The sequence below is a fragment of the Sphingomonas sp. LH128 genome, from assembly GCF_000293195.2.
Taxonomy (GTDB): domain Bacteria; phylum Pseudomonadota; class Alphaproteobacteria; order Sphingomonadales; family Sphingomonadaceae; genus Novosphingobium; species Novosphingobium resinovorum_A.
Map to the genome: position 1 here is coordinate 1 of NZ_ALVC01000064.1, position 15,558 is coordinate 15,558.

Consider the following 15,558-nt stretch of genomic DNA (forward strand, 5'->3'; position numbering starts at 1 on the left):
CCGCCGATGAACTGGTCCGGGTGAAATTGGTGAGGGAGAGGCGGGCATCGGCGCGGGGGAATGCGGTGGCGCTTGCCTGCTCGAAGTCGAAGCTGCCGCTGACCTTGCCGCCAATGCCGTAGCCCGGCGCGAAGGCGTTGAGGATGGCGAGATCGACGCCCTCCATGCGGCTCTGCACCTTGATGCCTTCGCCGTAAGTGCCCGCCAGCTTGAGGCTGCCGCCACCGAACGCGATGTTGGTGGGAAGCAGTTCGTACGTGCCGTTCTTCGGGATGATCCGCGCGGGCGTGGTCGTCTTGACGTCGAGGCCGCGCACCCTGCCCTGCAGCGCCACGCGCCACAGTTCGGGCTGCATGTCGGCGTTGAGGCCGAGCCGGAACGGTACGCCGCTGACGCCTTCGATCAGGCCCTTCGCCTTGCCGCGCCCGTCGCGATAATCGACGATTACGCGGGCCGCTGCCAGATCGAGCGCACCGATGCTGGTGCCCGCGATCTGCGCGTCGGCAACGACGTAAGGCTGGTCGTAGAGCACCGCCCGGCCGTCGATGATGGCCGATCCAATGGATAGCTTGGCAGGGCCGTCGAAGATCGCGTTCTTGGCGCGCAAGTTGAAGTCGGCCGCCTGGTACTTGCCCTCGGCATCCAGCCGCACGAGGCCGCCGATGCCGTTGCCGGTCGCAGTCAGTTGTCCCGCGAAGGGACCTGCAGGTGTCTGCACGATTCGCCCGGCGAAATCGACGCCGGACAAGTTGGCGCTGTTGATCTGTACCGAAGTCTGCTTGCCGAGGCCAAGCGTCACGTCAGCGCGCAGCGGTCCGTAGTCGGTGTCGCCCTTGCCATCGAGGCGATAGCCGCCCGGCGCGCCCTTGATCCGCGCATCGAGGTTGGCGAGGCCGATGCCGAGACCCGGACGCTCCGCCGTGACATGGGCGTCGGGGTTGGTGATGGTTCCCGTCACCCGGACACCCAGGGCGCCGTACTGGCGCGATGTCCCGTTCGCGGCGAGCGCAATGCGCCCGTCGGGCGACCAACTGCCCTGCCCGCCGGTGACTTTGAGCAGCGGCGCATTCATGCGGACGCTGGAGAAGCGCACCACGCCGTCCGAACCGTACTTCACGTTGGACGATGCCGAGAAATTGCCACCGAGATAGGTCTGCAGGCTCTCGTTCAGCAACTTGGTGGAGCGTGCGCGCACCGTGCCCTGCAAGGCGAAGCCCTGACCCTCGGTCTTGAGGTCCATGTTCGTGCGGATGTTGAAGATGCCGACGCTGTCGACGCGGTAGTTGTCGATCTTGCCGTCGATCGCGCCGGTATAGAGCCCCTTGCTCATGTCGGCGACAAGGATCAGCCCGGCGTCGATACGATCGGAGCGCAGGCGCATGTTATCCGACAGGATGCGCGTTCCTTCGATCGCGAGATCACCGTTGAGCGTAACGTTCGCCAGCGTCCCCCCGGCGACGGTATCGAGCCCGGTGATCCGACCGACCCGTGCGGCGACGGGGATCATGATATGCCCGGCGTCCACTTTCGCGGCGCCGCGCGCCGTCAGGTTCTCCAGCCCCATGTCGTTCATCACCAGCCGCCGGGCGGCCAGCTGATAATTGACCGCGGGCGTGGTGAACGCGCCGTCGAGCGCGAGGTTGGCGGTCAGGCCCGCCCCGCTGAGGTTCTGCGCCATGGCGGCGGGCTTGAGCAGGACGAACGCGAGCTTGAGGTCCTCGAACCGGTTCTCGCCGAGATCGACGAGGCCGTTCGGGGTCAGGTTGAATGCGTCGCTCGAGATCATGCCCGACAGTCTGGCGCGGCGCTTATCGAAGGCCGCGGTCAGGTCGATATTGGTGATCGGCCCAAGCAGGCTGGCGGTCGGCCCGGTGAACATCCGGGCGATCTGCGTCGGTCCCTTGATGACGAACGTACCGTCCCGCGCGGTCAGCGCCAGCCGCGCCAGTTCGCCGCTGCCGAGGTTGGCATCGAGCTTGCCGTTCCAGGCCGCCCAGTCGCCCTTGCCCGCCAGCTTGAGCGTGACCGGCTGGGTAAACCCTGCGAGGCCCGCGATCAGGCCGCCCTTGGGCGCATCGATATCGACATCGAGGCCAAGGCGGTTGCGGTCGGGTACGGCGTCGAGCACGGCGTTGAAGCGATCGCCGCCGCCTTTGCCCGCGACGGCGATGGTGCCGCCCTTGGCGCTGACTTGCGCGCGGCCATCGGCGATATGCGCGCGTCCGGCGACCGTCATGATCCGGCGCTGGCCGGAAACCGGCGGTTCGGCAATGAAGCGGTCTATGCGCAGTTCGCCGACGTCGATATTGAGGTCGGGCAGCAGCGGCGCGTCGCTGGGCGGCGTCGCGCGGAAATGCGGGGTGCGGCGCAGCACCACGCGCTGCGCGGTAGCGCTGCGCACGTCCACATGGTTGTCGAGATAGGCGAACGGGCGCCAGTCCACGCGAATTTCGGGAGAGTACAGGAACTCGCCGCGCGGATCGCGCACGGACAGACCACGCAGGATCATCTTGCCGTAGAGCGAACCGTCGATCCGCGCGACGGTGATCTTCATGCCGTTCTGGAATTCAAGCGCGGCGATCTGGTCCGCGACGAAGCGGCGGCCGGGGCCGGTATTGATCCCCAGGACCACCGCGACGAGGAATGCGACCACGCCCAGCAGCACGAAGGCGACGGTCTTGAGCGCCCTTACGCGGATGCGATGCCAGCGCGAAGGCTGTTCGACCACGACCTCGGTGGCTTCGGTTTCCGGCTGGGGCGCCATGCCTTCGCTGTTCTCCTCCGGGCCGGCCATCAGAACGCCTGCCCGATCGATACGTAGATGTTGAAACGCGATTCACCAGGCTGCCGGTTGATCGGCGTCGCCACGTCGAGCCGCATCGGCCCGAAGTTGGTGTAGAAGCGGCCGCCGATGCCGACGCCATAGCGCAGATTGTTGAACTGCGGCATCGTCTCGCGGTAGGCCTGACCGGCATCGACGAAAGCAACGACGCCGTAGTTGCCGAAGCGATAGCGAGCCTCGAACGACCCCTCGTTCAGACTGCGACCGCCGACGGGGTTGCCGTCCGGCGCCTGCTCACCGAGTGCCTGATAGGCGAAGCCGCGCACCGAGCCGCCGCCGCCCGCATAGAGCCTGCGTGATGGGGCGATGTCGAACAGCCCTGCGCCCTGGATCGTGCCGAGGCGGATCCTTCCCGCCAGCACGAAGCTGTCGCTGATGGGGTAGTAGGTCGAGGCATCGAGCCGCGCGCGGATGTAGGGATCGAAGCCGTTCCTTACGGTGGCTTCCGGCTGGATCAGCGTAGTCAGCCGGTAGCCCTTGGTCGGGTTGAGCAGATCGTCGGAAGTGTCGAACCCGACCTGCCCGTTGAGCCCCGCAACGTAATATGTGCGCCGCTTGCGAGTACCGCTTGCAGCATCGTAATCCGTCTCGGCCGTGCCCAGCATCTCGACGCCGAAGGCATAGGTGTAGCGCTTTTGCCAGATGGGCGTAGAATCCCGGGCGATGCGCGCGGCGATACGCCCGGTATAGGCGCTATAGGCGTCGTAGTCGTTGTGGAACGCCTCGGCGACCAGTTCGAAAGTGCGATCGCGCTTGCCCGCATTGGAGCGGCGGAAGGTTACGCCCGCACCCTGTTGCCGCGTACCGGCGATGGCATGCGCGATCAGCGCACCCTCGGGCGGGAACATGTTGCGGTGAGTCCAGGTGGCCTGAGCCGTGATGCCCTCTCCGGCCGCATAGCCGACCGACCCGGCGATCGTGCGCGGCGGACCGGCATCCTGCTTGACGTGCAGCGTGACGTACTCGGTGCCGTCGCCGGCCTGATCGCCCGTCTTCTGCGGTTCGACCGCAACGGTCGAGAACAGGCTTGTGGCGACCAGCGCCTTGCGCAGATCGTCGACCTTGCGGCTGTCGTAAAGCTCGCCGCGCTTGAACCGGGCGAGAACCTGAATGTGCTTCGCATCGAAGGCCATGTCACCATCGGTCGTAAAACCGCCGAAGCGACCACGCGGGCCGACCGTCACCGGCAGCGTATAGACGCCGTTGCCCGCGTCCTGATCGAGCAGGATATCGCGCTGGCCGACTTCGGCGAAAGGATAGCCGTTTTCGGGAAGAGCCACGGCAACCCGTGCCTCGGCGCCCTGCACACGTTCCGCTACTATCGGCTCGCCGACCTTGAGCGGGAAGTTGTCCGCGATCAGGCTGGGCGGCACCGTCGGGTCGGCCTTTAGCTGAATGTCGGAGAAGACATAGCGCTTGCCCGGGTTAACCTGAATCACCGCGGTCAAGCCTGGCTTGTCTTGATCCGATGACGGGTCCATGCGCGTACGCACCTGCGGGCTGTACCAGCCCTCGGACGCGAGGACCGTCTGCATGAGCTGGCTGTCCTCGGTCAGCCGCGCGGCGATCATGGCGCTGTTGGCGGCCTTGCCGTCACCCTTCTTCAGCGCGGAAAGCGCGTCGAACTGACCTTCGAGGTCGGTATCCGTCTCCTTGTCGGCAAGTTCGAGGCCCTTGATGTCGAGGCGATAACGCACCTCCACGTCCTTTTCGGCGGCATCACCCTCGGCGATCTGGACCGGAGTGACCTCGAACTGATCGATCGGCGGCAGCGGCGCAGTCAGTTCGGCGTCACGCACGGGTGCGTCGCCGATCGCCTCGACCGTGTCTCCATCCGCCAGAGCAGGGTCACCGGCGGGAGGCGCGGCACCTTCAGTGGGCTTCGCGCCACTTTGCTGCTGCGCGATGCGCCGTTCGAAAGCGTCGATCGATTCGAGCGGCTTGTTGAGTTCGGGATCGTCGGAGGTGTCGAGCGCAGGGATCGAGGAGTTGAACTCGCCATCGGGGATGATCGGATCGACCTGAGGCAGGGCGGAGTCGGACGGTAGCGCCGGCACCTGAACCTGCCCTGCTTCGAGATCCTGTGCCGCCCCCTGATCCGGCTTGGCCGAAGGGGCGGCGGTTGCTGTCTCTTCGGCAGGTTTCGTCTGCGCCGATGCATTGCCCGACGGCAACATCGTACCCAGAGCTAGTACCAGGGCGACCGCGCCGCCGGCACATCCATGACGCAAGGACAGGGAACGATCCGGCCGATGATCGATTAGCCTGAACATGGACACCGCGACGAATCACCCCTTTTCCGGACCGGTCTGCCCGGCCCCTCCTGAGAATGCCTATCGCATTGCAACAGCGAAAGTTCCCTCGTTCACACAGGCTTGTAGTGAATAGCGCGGGATCCGGGGCTGGCAACGCCGAGATCGAAACCGTCCCCGGCGCAGATGCCAACAGCCCGCTAGCCATGCCGCGCGCGGCATGGTTTCGTGTGGTCAAGCGCGTCTATGTGATGATCGGCTTCCACGAACTCGGGTTGCTGTCGGCGGGGCTGGCTTTCTACACGTTCCTTGCCTTGACCCCGCTGATCGCTGCAACCGTGATGGTTTACGGCCTCGTCGCCGACGTCGGCATGGTGCGCGAACAGATGGACAGCATCGTCGATGTCGTGCCGCCCGAAGTCGCCCGGCTGCTGGAAGAGCAACTCCTGCGGATCATCTCGACGAACTCGGGCGTAACCGGACTTGCCCTCGTGATCGCGCTTTTCTTCGCGGTCTACGGTGGCATGCGTGCGGCGGGCGGAATGGTCAGCGCACTCAACATCATCAACGAGGAGCGCGAGACGCGCGGCGTGATCGCCCGCACAATGCGCACCGGCGGCCTCACGCTTGCCGCGATCCTGCTGGCGCTGACGGGCGTTCTGTCCGGGGGTGTCTTCGCTTGGCTGCAGACCGAGACCAGCGTATATCTCGGCAGCGCTACCCAGATGACGTTCAAGGTGCTGACCTGGGTGGCGGCGATCACGCTGGGCAGCGCCGGGTTCGCGCTCATCATGCGCTACGGACCGGACCGGCGCCCCGCCAAGTGGCGCTGGCTGGCGCCCGGCTCGCTGCTGGCGACGCTGCTGTGGCTGGCGGTATCGTTCGGGTTCTCGCTCTACGTCGCCTACATCAGCGACTACAACGCGACTTACGGCTCACTCTCTGCCATCGTCGTGTTCCTGATGTGGCTGTTCCTGTCGGCCTACGGCGTTCTGCTGGGCGCGCTGCTCAATGCCGAGATCGAACGCCAGACCTTCTGCGACACTACGGTCGGTCCGGCTCGCCCAGCCGGAGAGCGCGGAGCGGTACTGGCCGACCTGATCGACGACGGCGTACCTTCGGCAAGGCAACTCGAACGGCGCAAGCATCACCGCGCCGAAGCAGAGCGGCGCCGCGCGGACGGCGCCAGCGCCGAAGCGTAACGGCCGCGCGCCCGTAGCCGCCGATGGGCAAAGTGCAGAACCGATAGAAAGACGGCCTCCGCCATCGTGTCCGCGATGACCCGTTGCGACGGTTGAACCCGGGCCGCGACAGCGCATAGCTACGGGCAAAGGAAACGGCAGGTCCGGCCCCGGCCAGCACCACGCCCGTGAGAGGAAGGACCGACCAATGAGTGATGTTCTGGGCTACAAGGGCAAGCGCGTAATCGTCAGCGGCTGCTTCTCCGGCATGGGCGAGGCCGCCGCGAAGCTGCTGGTATCGCTCGGCGCCGAGGTCCACGGCTTCGACTTCAAGGAAAGCGCCGTGCCGATGGCCTCGTTCACGCAGATCGATCTGCGCGATCCGGCCAGCCTCGAGGCCGCCGTCAGCGGCGTAGGAGGCAAGATCGACGCCCTGTTCAATTGCGCGGGGCTGCCTGGCGGAGGCGGTTTTCCGGCCATGGACACGATGAAGGTCAACTTCCTCGGCACCCGTCACCTGACCGAGCAGGTGATCCCGCTGATGGGGAGCAAGGGCGCGATCGTCTCGATCGCCTCGACGGGCGGCCTCGGCTGGAGCCGCCGTATCCCGGTCCACATGCAACTGCTGGCGACGCAGGGCTTCCAGGCCGGTCTCGACTGGTGCGAGGCGAACATGGACCAGGTCGGCGAGGGCTATGCGTTCTCGAAGGAAGCCGTCATCGTCTGGACGCAGTTCATGGGTGCCCGCCTGATCAAGCAGGGCATCCGCATCAACTGCTCGCTCCCCTCGCCCACGCAGACGCCGATGATGGCGACCTTCCACGCCGTCTCGGGCAAGGAAGTCGTCGATGCCGCCGCCGAGCCGCTCGGCCGCTACACCACGCCGGAAGAACAGGCGGGGCCGCTGGTCCTGATCAACTCCGACCTCGCAGGCGTGGTCAATGGCGTCGTGCTACCGGTGGACGGCGGCTTCATGGGCGGCTTGGCCACGGGTCAGGTCGATATCACGAAGATGATGGCCCGAAAGCAGGATGCATAGCTAGTCGTCGTCCCGGACTTGATCCGGGACCGCTGCCGGTCTTTAGGTTGAGCTTTCGACGCGACAGGACGGAAGAAGACAGGCGATGAGCGATGCGGTGCTGTACGAAATCGACGAGGAGGGCATCGTCCTCCTCACGCTCAACCGCCCCGAACTGCGCAACCCGATCTCCGACGCCGAGGTCATCGAGGCCCTGCTCGCCGCCCTCGCCCGGCTCGAGACGGACCCGCAGGCCCGTGTCGCCATCCTGACAGGCGCGGGCAAGGGCTTTTCCTCCGGCGGCAACATCAACGAGATGAAGCCCGGCGGCACCCTCAACGCCGGATCTCCTGCCGCCACGCGTCTTTCGTACAAGCGCGGCATCCAGCGGCTCCCGCTCGCCTTCGCGGCGCTGGAAGTGCCGGTCATCGCCGCCGTCAACGGCGCAGCCATGGGCGCGGGCTGCGACCTCACCTGCATGTGCGACTTGCGGATCGCCAGCGAGAGCGCGAAGTTCGCGGAGAGCTTCGTCAAGCTCGGCCTCATCGCGGGCGACGGCGGCTCATGGTTGTTACCGCGTGTGATCGGCTGGTCGAAAGCCGCCGAGATGGCGCTCACCGGCGATGCGATCGACGCCGCCGAGGCGCTGGCCTGCGGCCTTGTCAGCCGCGTGGTGCCGGATGCTGAACTTCTCGGCGCCGCCCGCGCCCTCGCCCGCCGCATCGCCGCCAATCCACCGCACGCGGTACGGATGACCAAGCGACTGCTGTGGGAAGGCCGCCGTGCGGACCTTGCCACGCTGTTGGAGATGGCCTCGGCCATGCAGGCTGCCGCCCACGCCACGGCCGACCACGAGGAAGCCGTCGCCGCTTTTCTCGCAAAGCGGCCACCGCAATTCAAAGGCTCTTGATCCGAATGTGAAGCAAGCCTATTTCGATCACACTGAAATGTGAGATCGAACACCACAATGGCTACCGATGTGATCGACAAGGTCCGCAAGCTCGTAACCGAGGGCGGAATGAGCAAGTCCAGCCTGGCGCGCGCCGCCGGCCTCCACGCCAACACGCTGCGCGACTGCACCGAGGACGACTGGAACCCTACCGCCGAAACCCTCGGCAAGCTGGAGCGCGTCCTTTTCTCGAACGACGAGCGCGAAGTGCTCGTTCCGATCGAGGAGATCATCGACGAAGCCCGCAACGGCCGCATGTTCATCCTCGTCGACGACGAAGACCGTGAGAACGAAGGCGACCTCATCATCCCGGCACAGATGGCGACTCCGGCCGCGATCAACTTCATGGCGATGCACGGGCGCGGTCTGATCTGCCTCGCGATCACCAGCCAGCGCGTCGATGAACTCGGCCTCAACCTGATGAGCCGCCATAACGGCACGCGCCATGAAACTGCCTTCACCATCTCCATCGAGGCACGCGAAGGCGTCACCACCGGTATCTCGGCGGGCGACCGTGCGCGCACCATCTCGGTCGCCATCGACGGCACCAAGACCCGCGACGACATCGTCACCCCCGGCCACGTCTTCCCGCTGCGCGCCCGCGACGGCGGCGTGCTGGTGCGCACCGGGCACACCGAGGCGGCGGTCGATATCTCGCGCCTCGCCGGGCTCAACCCCTCCGGCGTGATCTGCGAGATCATGAAGGAGGACGGCACCATGGCCCGCATGGACGACCTCATCGGCTTTGCGCGCCTGCACGACCTGAAGATCGGCACGATCCGCGACCTTATCGCCTATCGCCGCAAGCACGACCGCATGATCGAGAAGCGCAACGAGATCAGCTTCCACTCGCGCCATGGCGGCGACTGGGTGGCACGCTCGTACTTCAACCGCGCGACCGGCGACGAAACCGTGGCGCTGGTCAAGGGCCGCATCGACCCGTCGAAGCCGACCATGGTGCGCATGCACACCCTGTCCTTCTTCGCGGACATCTTCGGCGAGGACACCGGCGATCGCGGCGACCTGCTGCACCGCTCGATGGAAATGATCGGCGAGGAAGGCTCGGGCGTGATCGTGGTCATCAACCGGCCGATGAACAAGTTGATGTCGCGCGTGATGGACATCAAGCAGGAGTTCCGCAATGGCGGCACCCCGGACCTCGAGGAATTGAGGGACTACGGCGTGGGCGCGCAGATCCTGGCGGAACTGGGCATTCACGACATGGTCCTGCTGACCAACACGCACCACTCGCTGGTCGCCCTCGAGGGATACGGACTCAACATCGTCGGCGAGCGGCCCATCATCGCCCCGACCAGCGAAGGATCGAACTGACATGGCCCGTTTCCTCATCATCGAGGCGCGTTTCTACGACCATCTCAACGACATGCTGATCGCGGGCGCCAAGGCCGCGCTCAAGGCGGCGGGCCACAAGGCGGAGGTGATCACCGTACCGGGCGCGCTCGAAATCCCCGCCGCCATCTCGCTGGCCGATGCCACCGGCGACTATGACGGTTACGTGGCCATCGGCGTCGTCATTCGCGGCGAGACCTACCATTTCGAGATCGTTGCTGGCGAATCGGCGCGCGGGATCATGGCGCTGACCATGGACGGCATCGCCATCGGCAACGGCATCCTCACGGTCGAGAACGAGGAGCAGGCTCTCGTCCGCGCCGACGCCGCGCAGAAGGACAAGGGCGGCGAGGCCGCCAAGGCGGCCATCGCCCTCTACGACCTCAAAAGCCGCTTCGGCGGCTGAAAACCAATCGTCACGCGATGCCTGAAACGGATAATCCGAGGGCATCGCGTGATCGAATTGAATAAGTAACTATACCTAAATCCATTCAATACCGTTCACATCAGCGTAATTTCGCTGCGATTAATCGCCTATTTCAGAATGTTCACTTACAGGACACCATCGGATTCGCGGTTTTCAATTATCATCCATCGTGTAGTTCGTGAGCAGGTCGCTCCGATTTTGCTCGAAAACGGATGTATAACCTGGAACAACTGACGCCGGGCAAACCGGCGGGTCGCAAACCATGGCTCGTGGTATCGGGTCCGGGAGGAGGCACTGCTTCCTCCCGCTGGAGAACGCTTGGGTGAACAAGGACGCAATCGCGAAGTCGCTGGCCGCCGATCTGGAGACGCGCCTCGACCAACTGGAAGAGATCGGCGCGATGATCGCCGCCGCCCATCTCCAGGCTGCCATCGAATCCTTATGCCGGGAATTCGGCATTCCGCGTGAAGCGTCCGATACGGATTAAGCTACGCGAGACGTTTCCTCGGAAGTTTGCCTATGATTTGTCCGTGGCGGATCAAGCAACACAGCGGCGACTGCAGGTCATAACCTGCTGAGCGCCGCTGCTTTTCTCGCAACGATGGGCATAATCGCCGCGATGACTTTCGCGAAGGAAGTCGTGCGGCCTGCATCAGGCGATCCTATTCGATGGAGAACACGGACCAGTTGATGCGCAATCGGGCGAAGGCGATCCGCTTGATCGGCATCGCCAACGAACTTCTGGCAATGGCGCGGGAACTGGAGATCGGAGAGAGTCCCTCGGCGATACTGGAAAGCCTCGCCATCACCGGGGAAGCCCGTGAGCCCAAGGGCACGGCGAGCCAGGATCACCCGATCTGGGTGGAACTCGCCCGCCAGACTTACGACGACAGGCGGCGGCGCACCAAGATCTTCCGCTCGGAAGAACTGTTCGGCGAACCGGCGTGGGACATCCTGCTCGATCTGTTCATCGCTGCCAAGGAGCGCCGCCGCGTCTCGGTGACGAGCGCATGCATCGGCTCCGCCGTCCCTTCGACGACGGCGCTGCGCTGGATCGCGATTCTCGAAAAGCAGGGGCACCTCGTACGGGAGGCCGATCCCGGGGACGCGCGCCGGGTCTACGTCAAACTGAGCGCGCGGGGCTATGCCGCGATGCTCGAATACTTCGCCTCCGCATCCCGCTCCGTCGTGTTGATCGACGATACCGCAAGGGACAGCGTCGCCGCACGCTGAGGCGATCGGCCTCCAGCCACCTCTTCGCCCCATGGGGGGACAGGCTGGTCGCCGTGCGGAGGAAGCGGGTGATCGGCGCCATTTCCCCGGCGCCGATCACCCGCGACACTTCAGGTTCAGACGCTCAGGCGACCGAACGCGCTCAGACCCGCATAGCGCGCGGCCTTGCCCAGTTCTTCCTCGATGCGGATGAGCTGGTTGTACTTGGCGAGCCGGTCCGAACGGGCCAGCGAGCCGGTCTTGATCTGGCCGCAATTGGTGGCGACGGCGAGGTCGGCGATGGTCGCGTCCTCGGTCTCGCCCGAACGGTGCGACATGACGGCGGTGTAACCGTTGCGGTTGGCGATCGAGACGGCTTCCAGCGTCTCGGTCAGGGTGCCGATCTGGTTGACCTTGACGAGCAGCGAGTTCGCCAGGCCCTTCTCGATGCCCATGGTCAGGCGCGCAGGATTGGTGACGAAGAGGTCATCGCCGACCAGCTGCACCTTGTGGCCGATCTTGTCGGTCAGCGCCTTCCAGCCCTCGAAGTCGTCCTCGCTCATGCCGTCCTCGATCGAGATGATCGGATAGGCTTCGGTGAGATCGGCGAGGTAGTCGGCGAAGGCCACCGGCGACAGGCTCAGGCCCTCGCCGCTGATCTCGTACTTGCCGTTCTTGAAGAATTCGGTCGAGGCGCAGTCGAGCGCGAGCTTGATGTCGGTGCCCGGCTTGAAGCCTGCCTTCTCGATCGAGGCCATGATGAAGTCCAGCGCGTCGCGGGTGCTGGCAAGGTTCGGCGCGAAGCCGCCCTCGTCGCCCACGGCGGTGGCGAGGCCCTTCTCGTGCAGGCCCTTCTTGAGCGTATGGAAGATTTCCGCACCCCAGCGCGCGGCTTCCGCCAGCGACGAGGCGCCGACCGGCATGACCATGAATTCCTGGAAGTCGATCGGGTTGTCGGCATGCTCGCCGCCGTTGATGATGTTCATCATCGGCACCGGCAGGACATGCGCCGAAACGCCGCCGACGTAGGAGTAGAGCGGCAGGCCGCGCGCATTGGCGGCGGCCTTCGCGGCGGCCATGCTGACGCCGAGAATGGCGTTGGCACCGAGGCGCGCCTTGTTCGGCGTGCCGTCGAGTTCGATCATGGCAAGGTCGAGGTCACGCTGGTCTTCGGCGTCGAGACCGACGAGCGCCTCGGCGATCTCACCGTTGACCGAATCCACGGCCTTGAGCACGCCCTTGCCGAGATAGCGGCTTTTGTCGCCGTCACGCAGTTCCACCGCTTCGTGGGCGCCGGTCGATGCGCCCGAGGGCACTGCCGCGCGGCCGAAGCTGCCGTCTTCCAGCAGGACGTCCACCTCCACGGTGGGGTTGCCGCGGCTGTCCAGGATTTCCCGTCCGTGAATGTCGATGATCGCGGTCATGTCTGCGGTTCTCCTCAAGCGGGCGCATTACGCGCCATCCGTCCGGAGGCGGTCTTAGCAGGGGAACTTCGCGTGACAAGTTGCGTTGCAGCAAGGAACGACAAGTTGTGTTACTCTGTCCGCACATGGCTTATGATGCCAATTCGCGCCAAGGATAGACAAGGAAGGATAATCGCATGGTCGAACCCACCATCTCCGCCGGAAACGGCACCGAAAGCGCCAAGAATCACTTCTCCAAGGCGGTCGAGGAAGCCAAGGCCGGTGCGCAGGCTTTCGCCGGTGAAGTGTCGAGCGAATGCAAGACCCGCAGCGGTGAAGCCAAGGACAAGGCCAGCGCCTTCGCGGCCGATGCCAAGGTCAAGGCCGCCGGCTATGCCGAGGAAGGCAAAGCCAAGGCCAGTCAGGCGATCGTCGGCGTCTCCAAGCTGATCGACGACAATGCCGCCCTGATCGACGAGAAGGTCGGCGTGAAGTACGGCGACTACGCCCGCAGCGCTTCGAAGTCGCTGGCCGACGCCGGAGCCAAGCTGGACGAGAAGTCGATCGAAGACATTGGCGAGGATGCCAAGACGTTCGTGCGCAACAGCCCGTGGCAGGCACTCGGCATCGCGGCCGCGACCGGCTTCGTGCTTTCCCGCCTGTTCAGGGGCAAGTGAAGGCGCTTCGGCGCCTGAGCTGACTTCCTGAGAGAATGCAGGACACCACACCCACCCTCGCCCCTGCGGCCGAGCATTACAAGAATCTGTCGCTGGCGCAGGATCTGCGCCAGCTGGCTGATGATGCGAAGGTTTTTGCGCAGGCTGAACTCGCGTTTCAAAAGTCGCGCGCTGCATATGTCGGGTCGGAAACACGCACTATCGTCATGCTGCTCGTGGTGGCAGCGGTGCTGGTTTTCTTCGCTGTCATGGCCTTCGTGGTCGGTACGGTGATTGCCCTGGGTCCGCTGCTCGGATTGTGGGGCGCGATGGCGGTTGTCACGCTGGTATTGCTTGCGCTTGCCGCATTCGGGGCCTGGAGTGCGCGCGCACGGCTGCGCCGGATGCTGCGTATCGCGGGCGGTTCTCAGGGCGATTAATCTATTACGGGGGCTCGAATGGGCAAGCAGGCAGCGCAGGTTCTGGCGGACCGGGCCGCGCGCGACGCCGCGAAGGCGAAGTTCGACGGACATTACCAGGCTTTCAAGGCCGACATGGACGAGCGCGGGATCGGCGGCCGGATCGCTGACGAGGCGCTCGATCAGGCCAAGCTGATGTTCGACGAGGCCGTTGCCGTTGTCGAGGAGCATCCCGCCGCAATCGGCGGAACCTTGGCAGCGCTCGTGCTTTGGTTTCTGCGTAATCCCATTATCGACCTGGCGCAGCGCCTGTTGGACAGTGCGCGCGACCGGGTCTCTTGACCAAGGAAGGAACGCCAGGTGAGCAAGACCGAGTCGTCCACCCCGATCGCTGCCGGTAAAGGCGCAAACGTCGTCGCCCTGCCCGCGAAAATCGCCGAGCCCACGCCGTCTGACAAAGTCATCGCCTTCGTCAAGAAGCACCCGGTACTGACCGTCGCAGGCGGTGTCGCCGTCGGCGTCGCGGTGAGCGCCCTCCTGCCGCGCCGCGTCAGCAGGCGGATCGTCGCGCGCACGCTGGACCTCGCGGAGGCTGCCGGCACCGCCAGCGTCGTACTCGGCCGCAAGGTGGGCGACAAGGCGCACGACATCGGCATCGATGCGCGCAAGCAGGCCTCGAAGTTCGCGGACAGCGCCGAAAAGGCCAGCGATCTGGCCATTCTCAATCTCGAAAAGTACGGCCTGGCTGCAGTAGGCGCCGCAAGTGCCCTCGGCCGTGCGACTGCCCGCCGAGCCAGCAGGCTTGGCGATGCGGCTGCCGACACCGCCAACCGCCTTGGAGACGCGGCGGCTGTCCGCTCGACCAAGGTGCTGCACATGGCCGAAGACCTCAAGAAGCGTGTTAGATCGTAAACGGCTCGTGAATTTCAGCTAAAGACGCACCTTTTCGCTTACTGCGCGATCAAGGTGCGTCTTGTGCACTTGCTCCTTGACCTCTCCAAAATTATAGGCCGCTTATCTCCCAACCAGCAGGAAAGCGGCACTCTCCCATGCAGAAGCTTCACCTTGTAATGGGCGGCCGGGTCAAGGATCCGCGCAGCCTCGAATTCACCGACCTCAAGGCTCTCGACCTTGTCGGTGTCTATCCCGATTTCGCCGAGGCCCAGAATGCCTGGAAATCGGCAGCGCAGCGCACCGTCGACGATGCCGAGATGAAGTACGTGATCGTGCATCTTCATCGCCTGCTCGAGCCGGAACTGCCGGCAGCCTGAGCAGCGGAAACGAAAAAGGCCGGCGGAAACGCCGGCCTTTTTCTTTATCCTGAAGCGGAGAGGATCAGATGAATTCGATCTTCTGCACCAGGTAGAACTTGTCGCCCGAGGGGACGGTCACTTCGATCTCTTCCTCGACCTTGCGGCCGATCAGCGCCTTGCCGAGCGGCGAGTTGTAGCTGATGCGGCCGACCTTCGCGTCCGCTTCGTAAGGGCCGACGATCTGGTACTTCACCGGCTTCTCGTCATCGTCGAGAAGAGTGATGGTGGCGCCGAAGATGATCTTGTCGCCCGACAGCGTCGCGGGATCGATGATCTGCGCACGCGTGATTTTATCCTCGAGGTCGGCGATGGTCGCCTCGACCTGGCCTTGGCGCTCCTTGGCGGCGTGGTACTCGGCGTTTTCCGAAAGATCGCCGTGGGCACGCGCTTCCTCGATGGCGTCGACGATGAGCGGACGCTCATCGCGCAGCGCCTTGAGGTCCGCGGTCATCCGCTCGTAACCTTCCGCGAGCATCGGCAGCTTTTCGACACTTGCCATTCTAATTCATTTCCTCCTGCGGCCTTCCCCCAAAGGT

16 protein-coding genes are annotated in these 15,558 nt (G+C 64.8%); 12 read left to right on the top strand and 4 right to left on the bottom strand.

Annotated elements, in window-relative coordinates; genetic code table 11:
* A partial coding sequence (locus LH128_RS05980) for a hypothetical protein (protein ID WP_008828692.1) occupies positions 1 to 2,794 on the bottom strand: 2,794 nt, incomplete at its 3' end.
* Positions 2,794 to 5,019, bottom strand: coding sequence for an autotransporter assembly complex protein TamA (locus LH128_RS05985; RefSeq protein ID WP_008828693.1), 2,226 nt, complete (start codon positions 5,017 to 5,019; stop codon positions 2,794 to 2,796). The genes LH128_RS05980 and LH128_RS05985, both read right to left, overlap by 1 nt.
* Before the next feature lie 203 nt (positions 5,020 to 5,222).
* Between LH128_RS05985 and LH128_RS05990 the strand changes: the two genes are divergently transcribed.
* From LH128_RS05990 to LH128_RS06015, 7 genes are all read left to right on the top strand, one after another.
* Positions 5,223 to 6,296, top strand: coding sequence for a YihY/virulence factor BrkB family protein (locus LH128_RS05990; RefSeq protein ID WP_008828694.1), 1,074 nt, complete (start codon positions 5,223 to 5,225; stop codon positions 6,294 to 6,296).
* A gap of 187 nt (positions 6,297 to 6,483) precedes the next feature.
* Positions 6,484 to 7,314, top strand: coding sequence for a coniferyl-alcohol dehydrogenase (locus LH128_RS05995; RefSeq protein ID WP_008828695.1), 831 nt, complete (start codon positions 6,484 to 6,486; stop codon positions 7,312 to 7,314).
* 85 nt (positions 7,315 to 7,399) lie between these two features.
* A complete protein-coding gene (locus tag LH128_RS06000) occupies positions 7,400 to 8,203 on the top strand; it encodes a crotonase/enoyl-CoA hydratase family protein (RefSeq protein ID WP_008828696.1) in 804 nt (267 codons plus the stop codon).
* Positions 8,204 to 8,260: 57 nt separating this feature from the next.
* Positions 8,261 to 9,574, top strand: coding sequence for a 3,4-dihydroxy-2-butanone-4-phosphate synthase (gene ribB / locus LH128_RS06005; RefSeq protein WP_008828697.1), 1,314 nt, complete (start codon positions 8,261 to 8,263; stop codon positions 9,572 to 9,574).
* 1 nt (position 9,575) lies between these two features.
* The gene (gene ribH / locus LH128_RS06010) at positions 9,576 to 9,998 is read left to right on the top strand and encodes a 6,7-dimethyl-8-ribityllumazine synthase (protein ID WP_008828698.1); all 423 of its coding nucleotides are present in this window, start codon (positions 9,576 to 9,578) and stop codon (positions 9,996 to 9,998) included.
* 343 nt (positions 9,999 to 10,341) lie between these two features.
* Complete coding sequence (locus LH128_RS31290) at positions 10,342 to 10,506, top strand: hypothetical protein (RefSeq protein ID WP_327195074.1); 165 nt, start codon at positions 10,342 to 10,344, stop codon at positions 10,504 to 10,506.
* 182 nt (positions 10,507 to 10,688) lie between these two features.
* The gene (locus tag LH128_RS06015) at positions 10,689 to 11,252 is read left to right on the top strand and encodes a MarR family transcriptional regulator (RefSeq protein ID WP_008828699.1); all 564 of its coding nucleotides are present in this window, start codon (positions 10,689 to 10,691) and stop codon (positions 11,250 to 11,252) included.
* A 116-nt stretch (positions 11,253 to 11,368) separates the two neighbouring features.
* Here LH128_RS06015 and eno read toward each other — a convergent pair whose 3' ends face one another.
* Positions 11,369 to 12,655: a phosphopyruvate hydratase gene (eno, locus tag LH128_RS06020; protein WP_008828700.1), complete on the bottom strand. Its 1,287-nt coding sequence runs from the start codon at positions 12,653 to 12,655 to the stop codon at positions 11,369 to 11,371.
* 176 nt (positions 12,656 to 12,831) lie between these two features.
* On the opposite strand from eno, the gene LH128_RS06025 reads away from it, so the two are divergent.
* From LH128_RS06025 to LH128_RS06045, 5 genes are all read left to right on the top strand, one after another.
* Positions 12,832 to 13,311, top strand: coding sequence for a DUF883 C-terminal domain-containing protein (locus LH128_RS06025; RefSeq protein ID WP_008828701.1), 480 nt, complete (start codon positions 12,832 to 12,834; stop codon positions 13,309 to 13,311).
* 35 nt (positions 13,312 to 13,346) lie between these two features.
* The gene (locus tag LH128_RS06030; protein ID WP_008828702.1) at positions 13,347 to 13,730 is read left to right on the top strand and encodes a phage holin family protein; all 384 of its coding nucleotides are present in this window, start codon (positions 13,347 to 13,349) and stop codon (positions 13,728 to 13,730) included.
* 18 nt (positions 13,731 to 13,748) lie between these two features.
* Positions 13,749 to 14,051: a hypothetical protein gene (locus LH128_RS06035; RefSeq protein ID WP_008828703.1), complete on the top strand. Its 303-nt coding sequence runs from the start codon at positions 13,749 to 13,751 to the stop codon at positions 14,049 to 14,051.
* Positions 14,052 to 14,069: 18 nt separating this feature from the next.
* On the top strand, positions 14,070 to 14,621 hold the full coding sequence (locus tag LH128_RS06040; protein ID WP_008828704.1) for a hypothetical protein: 552 nt from the start codon (positions 14,070 to 14,072) through the stop codon (positions 14,619 to 14,621).
* Positions 14,622 to 14,758: 137 nt separating this feature from the next.
* Entirely contained in the window at positions 14,759 to 14,980 is a 222-nt protein-coding gene (locus LH128_RS06045) for a DUF4170 domain-containing protein (RefSeq protein ID WP_008828705.1), read from the top strand.
* 64 nt (positions 14,981 to 15,044) lie between these two features.
* On the opposite strand, the gene greA is transcribed toward LH128_RS06045, so the two are convergent.
* Positions 15,045 to 15,521: a transcription elongation factor GreA gene (greA, locus tag LH128_RS06050; protein WP_008828706.1), complete on the bottom strand. Its 477-nt coding sequence runs from the start codon at positions 15,519 to 15,521 to the stop codon at positions 15,045 to 15,047.
* Between the last annotated feature and the right edge of the window lie 37 nt (positions 15,522 to 15,558).